The organism is Psychromonas sp. Urea-02u-13 (assembly GCF_002835995.1).
Lineage (GTDB): Bacteria > Pseudomonadota > Gammaproteobacteria > Enterobacterales > Psychromonadaceae > Psychromonas.
Genome location: NZ_PJBZ01000130.1, coordinates 1 through 6836 on the forward strand (window position 1 = coordinate 1; position 6836 = coordinate 6836).

Below are 6836 nucleotides of genomic sequence, written 5' to 3' on the forward strand. Positions count from 1 at the left end.
TTTTTCACAGTCAGAAGCACTATATGCTGATACTGAGGTGAGTAACAATCCCGAACTTATTAATGATTTAATCATTGTATCCCTTTCCCTTTGCTTATTTAAAAAATAAAACCCCACACCACTCTAGTGATAATGAATAATATATTACCTTATTATGTACCAGGTGGAATACGTTGTACTTTAATTTTGTGAGTTCAATCAAGGTTCTCTAACTAAAAGAACGGTTTATCGCTACGACCCTCTGTGACCTATTCTGGTCAGCATAACCGGACACCTGAATTTGTAAATTTTCATAGTTAATCATCGTTAAATCACCGAGTGATGTATGCAGTCGCTCATGGTTGTAATAACGGATATATTCTTCAACACCCATCTTCATTGCATCACGTGTTAAGCGAACGACATTGAATAACTATTCATTATTTAAACTAGCCACGGCTAGGTTTAAACAATTGCGGAGCAGTACGATACAGATTTAACGCTTCTTCACTGATGATTTTAGCCGATCGCTTTAGGAAATCATAAATGCACTACGGCTCACTTGTAGTGCATTACAAAGCAATTTTATGGGATATTGAGAGTTGCATGCTCGAATATATTTAAATTCACTTCATTTTTTTGTGAAGAGGGCACTGGCTTTTTTTAGTATTTCTTTCTCCATAAGAAGTGTTTTAACTTCTTTTCGTAGGGACAATAACTCGGTTCGTTGTTAGTTATATGCTTACGTTCGAGTAAGAGAGCTTGGCATTGCTATGCCGAAAAGGAAGTATTTCCTATCAAATTCTAGAGTAATACCCTGCAATATATTTCCCATCTCCTCGATATTACTCACAGAGGAAACTTCCAAAATAGCATCTGTTAGTTTTTTATATTTGCAAGGAAGCTATAGCTAAATGCTTACAATTAAAGAAGCTATTTTTAATGCTGATTCTACATTTGAATTTAATGAATTATTTTCACTACGTTACAAGGTCTTTCATTCTTGTTTGAGTTGGGGCCTGGAAATAGACACCGTTTACCAGAAAAAAAGAGATCTATATAACATAATGAGGACAATATATTTATATATCCTATGGTTTTTTAGGATGCTGTGTATTCTATGATTGTTTGAAAAATAAAGTCATCTTAAGTTACAAAGGCTATCTATGATTATGCCAAAAATAATGGAATCAAAGAATTTGTCACCGTTACCTCTGTAGTGGGTGAACGTATTGTAAAAAGAAGCTTAATACCATGCACACTGATTGGAACTGGAGCTGTTCATTTAGTTGGTAATACTAAATCAGTTGTCTTGTGTATTGCTGTAGATGATAGATTTTAAAGTGTCGTATCAGATGGGAGGATATTCAAAATGTAGCTTAATTAATACTAAGACTGAAAAATATAATAGATCAAAAAAGGTATTTCGATAAATAATTGAATGGAGGTTATAGGTGTATAGTAAAAATTTTAGTGGGGTAATACTGGCGTTATTTGCAGCCATCTTTAATGCTACTGTTGGTGTTATTAGTGTTAATTTATTCAGCTCGGGTTTGAGTCCACAAAGCATTGCATTTCTTAAGTGTCTTATAGCATTTATTGTTGTAAGCACATTATTGTTGGCCTCTGGAAAGTATAAAGAGGTACTTCCTTATTTAAAAAACAAATGGAAAGCTGTCGCTATTTGCGCATTTTTTGGTTTTTTCATGTTATACCATTTCGAGACTGCCGCCTATGAAACTATCAATGTTCCTGTTGTTGTTTTTTGCTTATTCGGTGCCTCAACTATAACTACTTTCATACTTGGTGCTATTTTCGAAAAACGTTTTTTAAATTTTCGAGAGTTAATCTCCATTATTATGTCGATGCTTGGATTGTACTTTCTTTTTATTGATGGAGGAATGCAGGATAAAAACCTTGTTGGTGTTTTCAATGCCATTATGTCAGGAGTGGGCTACGGAGTGTTTTTAGTGCTGTCTAAACGATTAGAAATTAGCTCTGGGTTGACTACTATTTTTTGTTTACTCTTTTTTGGTTTGATCTATTTAGTTTTTCCTTTTATTTCATCAGGCAGTGGTAGTGTCTCATTTCAAAGCTTTCTTTATCTTTTATTGCTTGCTTTGTTACCAACAATAGGCGGTTTTTGGGCGACGACCAAGGCTTTAACTTTGTTGAAAAGTCAATCAGTGCAATTAATCGAACTAACAGAACCTATCTTTGCAATTTTTTTCAGCTTTATATTTTTAGCGCAACTTACCACCAAGTTCGAAATATTTGGGGGAATACTGATTGTTTTAACGATTGTATTTTATGAGTTTTTTCCACAAAAAAAGACTGATATTGAGGGTAATGCTCAAGAAGTTTAATATTCAATCTTTTTAATAGAAAGGTAATAGCCATTGCGGTTGAAAAGAAAATCGCAGTGGAATATAGGCAAGTAAGAAAAACTAAAACTACTAAACCAGTAGTATTTTATTCACATGGGAAGAGATAAAAATGTTTGTAACTAAAAAAGAAACCACAATACTTGAACAACAAGTTAAAGAATTAATGGCAGTAGAGTTTGGGAAAGTACCAAAAATGGAAAATTTTCATACTAGTGATTGGTTTAATGAGAATTACTACAAGCGCCATATTCTTGAATGCCTATTGCGTATTCACATGAATAATGAAATGGATTCAAGAGCAGTGGCGATTGCAACTCAAAGCAATACTGCACTTGCTAAGATGCTTTCCTATTACGTATATGATGAGTTAGGTCATGATGAGATGTTCGCCCGTGATCTTGACCAATATGGTTACACCGCTACTGATATCCAATTGTCATCAGTCTTTTCATCAACAATGAAATTAATGGGATATTTAAATTTTGTAGTAGAGAAAGAAGGGCCTATGGTCGCGGTTGTTTGGGATTGGTTCTTAGAATTCTATGGTGATGAATACAACCCATTCATCACTGAAAAAGCGGCTGCGAATATGGGGCAAGCTAAAGTAGATGGTGCGGCTGCTCACGTTGCTTTTGATGAGGAAGAAGACCATAGCGGTATGATGACGGATATGTTAGGGACTTGTATCAAAAATGATGCGGATTTTATAAAGGCTCAAAAGTATTTATCTGTATTAATCCCGCTTGTTGGTGAATATTTCAACGAGTTACAAAGAGAAGTACTGTAGCACTATAGCTTGCCTGTTTAATATCAATGGGCTTGTATATATTCATTCAAGATAAGTTGTAAAGAATATGAAAGTTAGCGTTGGTGACAAGCTGTTTACTTCTAATATTGATTCCTATTTACTGGATATATTAAAAGAAACGCATATTCCTCGTGGCTGTATGAAGGGGTTGTGTCGAGTTTGCAAGTGTAGATTGATAAAAGGAACTGTTGAGGTTGAAGGAAAACAGATTGAAGGTCCTGCTGATATATTACCATGTATTACCAGCCCCATTTCTGATGTTAGCATAAAACTATATGACGAAAAACTAGCCAGTTCTTCTATTGAATTAATTGAGGAGCTTGATGATAAAATTTTACAAGTTACTCTTAAAACAGTAAAAAGAAATTTTTATAATTCAAAAACTATTGTCAATATAAAACACCCAGAGAAAAATCTAACCCGACCATATTCCCTAGTTTCACTGCCTAATGTAGGTTATGACCAATTAGTTTTTCATGTCAAATTACAAGATAAAGGGGAGTTTTCTACTCTATTTGAGAAGCTATCTCAAGGCTTTCCTATAAATTTTAAACTGGAAAATCAACAATTACCTATATACAGGGGAGCGAATGGATTTAAGAAAGTTATTGTAGTGGCTGGTGGGACAGGAATGGGGGCTGCCTTATCTAGGGGGGTGGAACTTATTAGGAATTATAAACTACAAGAACTGTATGTTTATGCAATTAATCGAGGAACACTTAGTCAATACCATCAATATTGCTTAGATCAGTTTCAACAGTTACTACCCACTAAGACCACTGTGGATAATATCCCCTACCAAGAATGGATCACAGGCGCTCGGCCTATTGTTTACGATAAAAATTCTATTATCGTTGCCATTGGGTCAAATAATGTGATCAGTGTTCTAGACCAACAGACTATTAATTGCATCACTGAAATAGAACGTTTTGGGTAATGAGAAAAAAAAATTTTGTTCACGTAGAGCATCTATCTTTATTCGCCACCGACAAGCAGTACCATTTAATCAAAATATGAAAGGAAAATTAAATCATGAAAAGTATTGTAATTATTGATCCTGTATCTTCAGGTACTGCTTATATTGCTGCTGCAAAACGACTTGGATTAAATGTAATAGTAATCTCTGCCGATACTGGTGATAGAAAACTTACTGGAATCATTCGAAAACAAGTGGATCAGATAATTCAAGCTGATACAGCAGACTACAAAACATTGTTGAAACTACTTAAGGGTATCGATAACTTAGGTGCAGTACTATCCGGCTTTGAATATAACGTTACTTTATGTTCAAAATTAAATTCAGAATTAGGTTTAAATGGTTTAGATGAATCTGTAACACTGGCTACTCGAAACAAGAAAGAGTTCAGGTCTATGATGACGAATCATGGTTTTAAAATCCCGCAATATTTTACTGTTAATGCTTCCATAGCTGAAGATCTATCCATTCCAAATGATTTTCAATTTCCTGCGGTAGTAAAGCCTGTAGACATGTCTGGTAGTATTGGGATCAGCAAAGTTGAAAACTTACAAGAGTTAATGGTAGCGATAAAAAATTTGTCACTCACCCCCTTGTTTGATGAAGGTTTCCATACGAATGGAGATATTATTATCGAAGAGTATATTAGTGGCGATGAATTTAGTGTGGAGGGGGTTGTTGATAATGGTGAAGTTCATATTATATCGATTACTGAAAAATTTCTTGGGCCAGAACCATTTTTTGTTGAGCTTGGGCATATTGTGGGAAGTGAACTAAATAATCAATTAAATCGGTGCGTTAGTGACTATACCCAAAAACTGGTTAAAGCCTTAAAAATAAATGTAGGACCATTCCATCTTGAATTAAGAGTTTCTGGTGACAATCAACCTATAGCTATTGAAATTGCTACTCGATTACCAGGCGATTATATTGTAGATTTAATTAAAATATCAAAGGGCTATGATATGGCTGAAATGGCTATCAACGCTAGCCTTGGCGTTCCGCTTTGTATTAAAGATAAAGACAAGGATATTATATCTGCGATAGCTTTCATTCCTAATAATGGTGAGAAAGAATTTAATGGTGTTTGTGGGTTAGATAAACTTGTGGCGATGTCGTCAGTGACTTCTTCACTCCTTTATTTGAATAAAGGGGATAAGTTAAGTGATAAAATGGATTTCTCTTCTCGTGTCGGACACCTCATGCTTGGAGGTGATTGCTATCAAAATATTAAGCAAACTATTCAATTAATCAATAACGAGGCTTATAATTTATGATGCATGTGCTTATTATCAATCGCTACATAGATGAGTTCTCTGATTACACGAAATACATTGACCATAATCAATATGTAGTTTCATATATTTATGCAAAAGACTGTGGTGAATTTATTAAAAATAGCTCCACTTTTAAAGCGGTAGAAGTAATAGATTATGTTAATAATTCACAAGCTGTTTATAACGCTGCTATAGCGATACACCAAGATAAAAAAATTGATTTTGTAATTGCTTATTCTGAGTTTGACTTGGATCTAGCGGGGGAGATAAGGGCTTCTCTAAATATTTCTGGAGCTAAAGCCAGAGAAACTGAACTTTTCCGTGATAAAGTCAAGATGAAGCAAGCTATACAAGGAACTGGAGTGTTATACCCACCATTTATGGAGGTATCTAGCAGAACAGAAGCTTTGGAGTTTATCAAGAATAATAAATTCCCACTAATAATAAAACCGAGAACAGGGGCTTCATCCCAAGGTGTTATTCGCTTAAATAATTTATGTGATCTTGATCAAGTCAAAGACTTTATCGGAATGCAAATTGAATGCTTTATAGAAGGAACAATATTGCATGTCGACGGTATTATTGCCAAAGGGAAGCTTCCTTACTGCAAAGTTTCTCGATATATCAATGATTGCCTTCAGTTTACTTTCGGTGTGCCTCTGGGCTCTGTGACTATCGATGATGAAAAAGTATATCAACTAGTGAGCAAGTTAACCTTGAAAATACTTAATGCCTTACAAATTGATAATCGAGCATTTCATCTTGAACTAATTTGTTTTGGGGGTGAATATTATTTCCTAGAGATTGGCGGAAGGGTCGGTGGAGGAGAGATCCCATTTATTACCCAAGGAGTTGAAAATGTAGACCTTTTTCAGCTATGGACGGATGCATCCCTGCATCTTCCAATAAAGCAAGTTCCTCATAAGCTTACCGGTTTTCTTATGGTTCCTAACCCCTTTCAAAGCGGTTATAGCATTTTGAATGAAGCAAATATTAATCACGAGCTAATGAAATTCAAAAAAATCATACCGCACTCCAAAGAAAAACAAGATTTCTCTTATGAAAACATACCCGGTAGGTTTCATTTTAGTGGTAATACAACAGAAGAAATAGAGAATGCTATATTAGATATAATCGATAAAGTAGGTCATTCAATACAGGCAATATAAAAATGATTGTTAATTTGTGTATTTAAAGCGTCATTTTATTAAATGAAAACACATACTAATCTACTGAACCTAAGTTGAGTCGGTTTCCTATGAATCATAAAAATTCACCTTAATACAAAATAACAAGGCTGAAGTGGTCAAGTGAAACTGACCACGGATTTGTATTCAAACCAGAACCTGTCTCTCCTAATTTGTAAGCGTCTGGGCAATGGCACCTAGCGACACTTAATATTCCATGGC

The 6836-nt window shown here is 34.7% G+C and carries 6 protein-coding genes and 1 pseudogene; 6 read left to right on the top strand and 1 reads right to left on the bottom strand.

Translation table 11 applies throughout. The features are described 5' to 3' along the window. Positions 1–208: 208 nt before the first annotated feature. Positions 209–709: pseudogene (locus CXF74_RS23165) on the bottom strand (IS3 family transposase); the annotation flags it as partial. A 432-nt stretch (positions 710–1141) separates the two neighbouring features. Here CXF74_RS23165 and CXF74_RS23170 point away from each other — a divergent pair. The 6 genes from CXF74_RS23170 to CXF74_RS20155 all read left to right on the top strand — a co-directional run bounded on the left by CXF74_RS23170 (position 1142) and on the right by CXF74_RS20155 (position 6596). Beyond that, positions 1142–1321: an acyl-homoserine-lactone synthase gene (locus tag CXF74_RS23170; RefSeq protein WP_157822476.1), complete on the top strand. Its 180-nt coding sequence runs from the start codon at positions 1142–1144 to the stop codon at positions 1319–1321. A 112-nt stretch (positions 1322–1433) separates the two neighbouring features. Then, positions 1434–2345: a DMT family transporter gene (locus CXF74_RS20135; protein WP_101084315.1), complete on the top strand. Its 912-nt coding sequence runs from the start codon at positions 1434–1436 to the stop codon at positions 2343–2345. Positions 2346–2475: 130 nt separating this feature from the next. Next, entirely contained in the window at positions 2476–3153 is a 678-nt protein-coding gene (locus tag CXF74_RS20140; RefSeq protein WP_101084316.1) for a hypothetical protein, read from the top strand. 67 nt (positions 3154–3220) lie between these two features. Continuing rightward, positions 3221–4111, top strand: coding sequence for a 2Fe-2S iron-sulfur cluster binding domain-containing protein (locus CXF74_RS20145; RefSeq protein WP_101084317.1), 891 nt, complete (start codon positions 3221–3223; stop codon positions 4109–4111). A 95-nt stretch (positions 4112–4206) separates the two neighbouring features. Then, complete coding sequence (locus CXF74_RS20150; protein WP_101084318.1) at positions 4207–5427, top strand: ATP-grasp domain-containing protein; 1221 nt, start codon at positions 4207–4209, stop codon at positions 5425–5427. Then, positions 5424–6596, top strand: coding sequence for an ATP-grasp domain-containing protein (locus tag CXF74_RS20155; RefSeq protein ID WP_101084319.1), 1173 nt, complete (start codon positions 5424–5426; stop codon positions 6594–6596). Before CXF74_RS20150 ends, CXF74_RS20155 begins: the two co-directional genes overlap by 4 nt. Positions 6597–6836 lie beyond the last annotated feature (240 nt).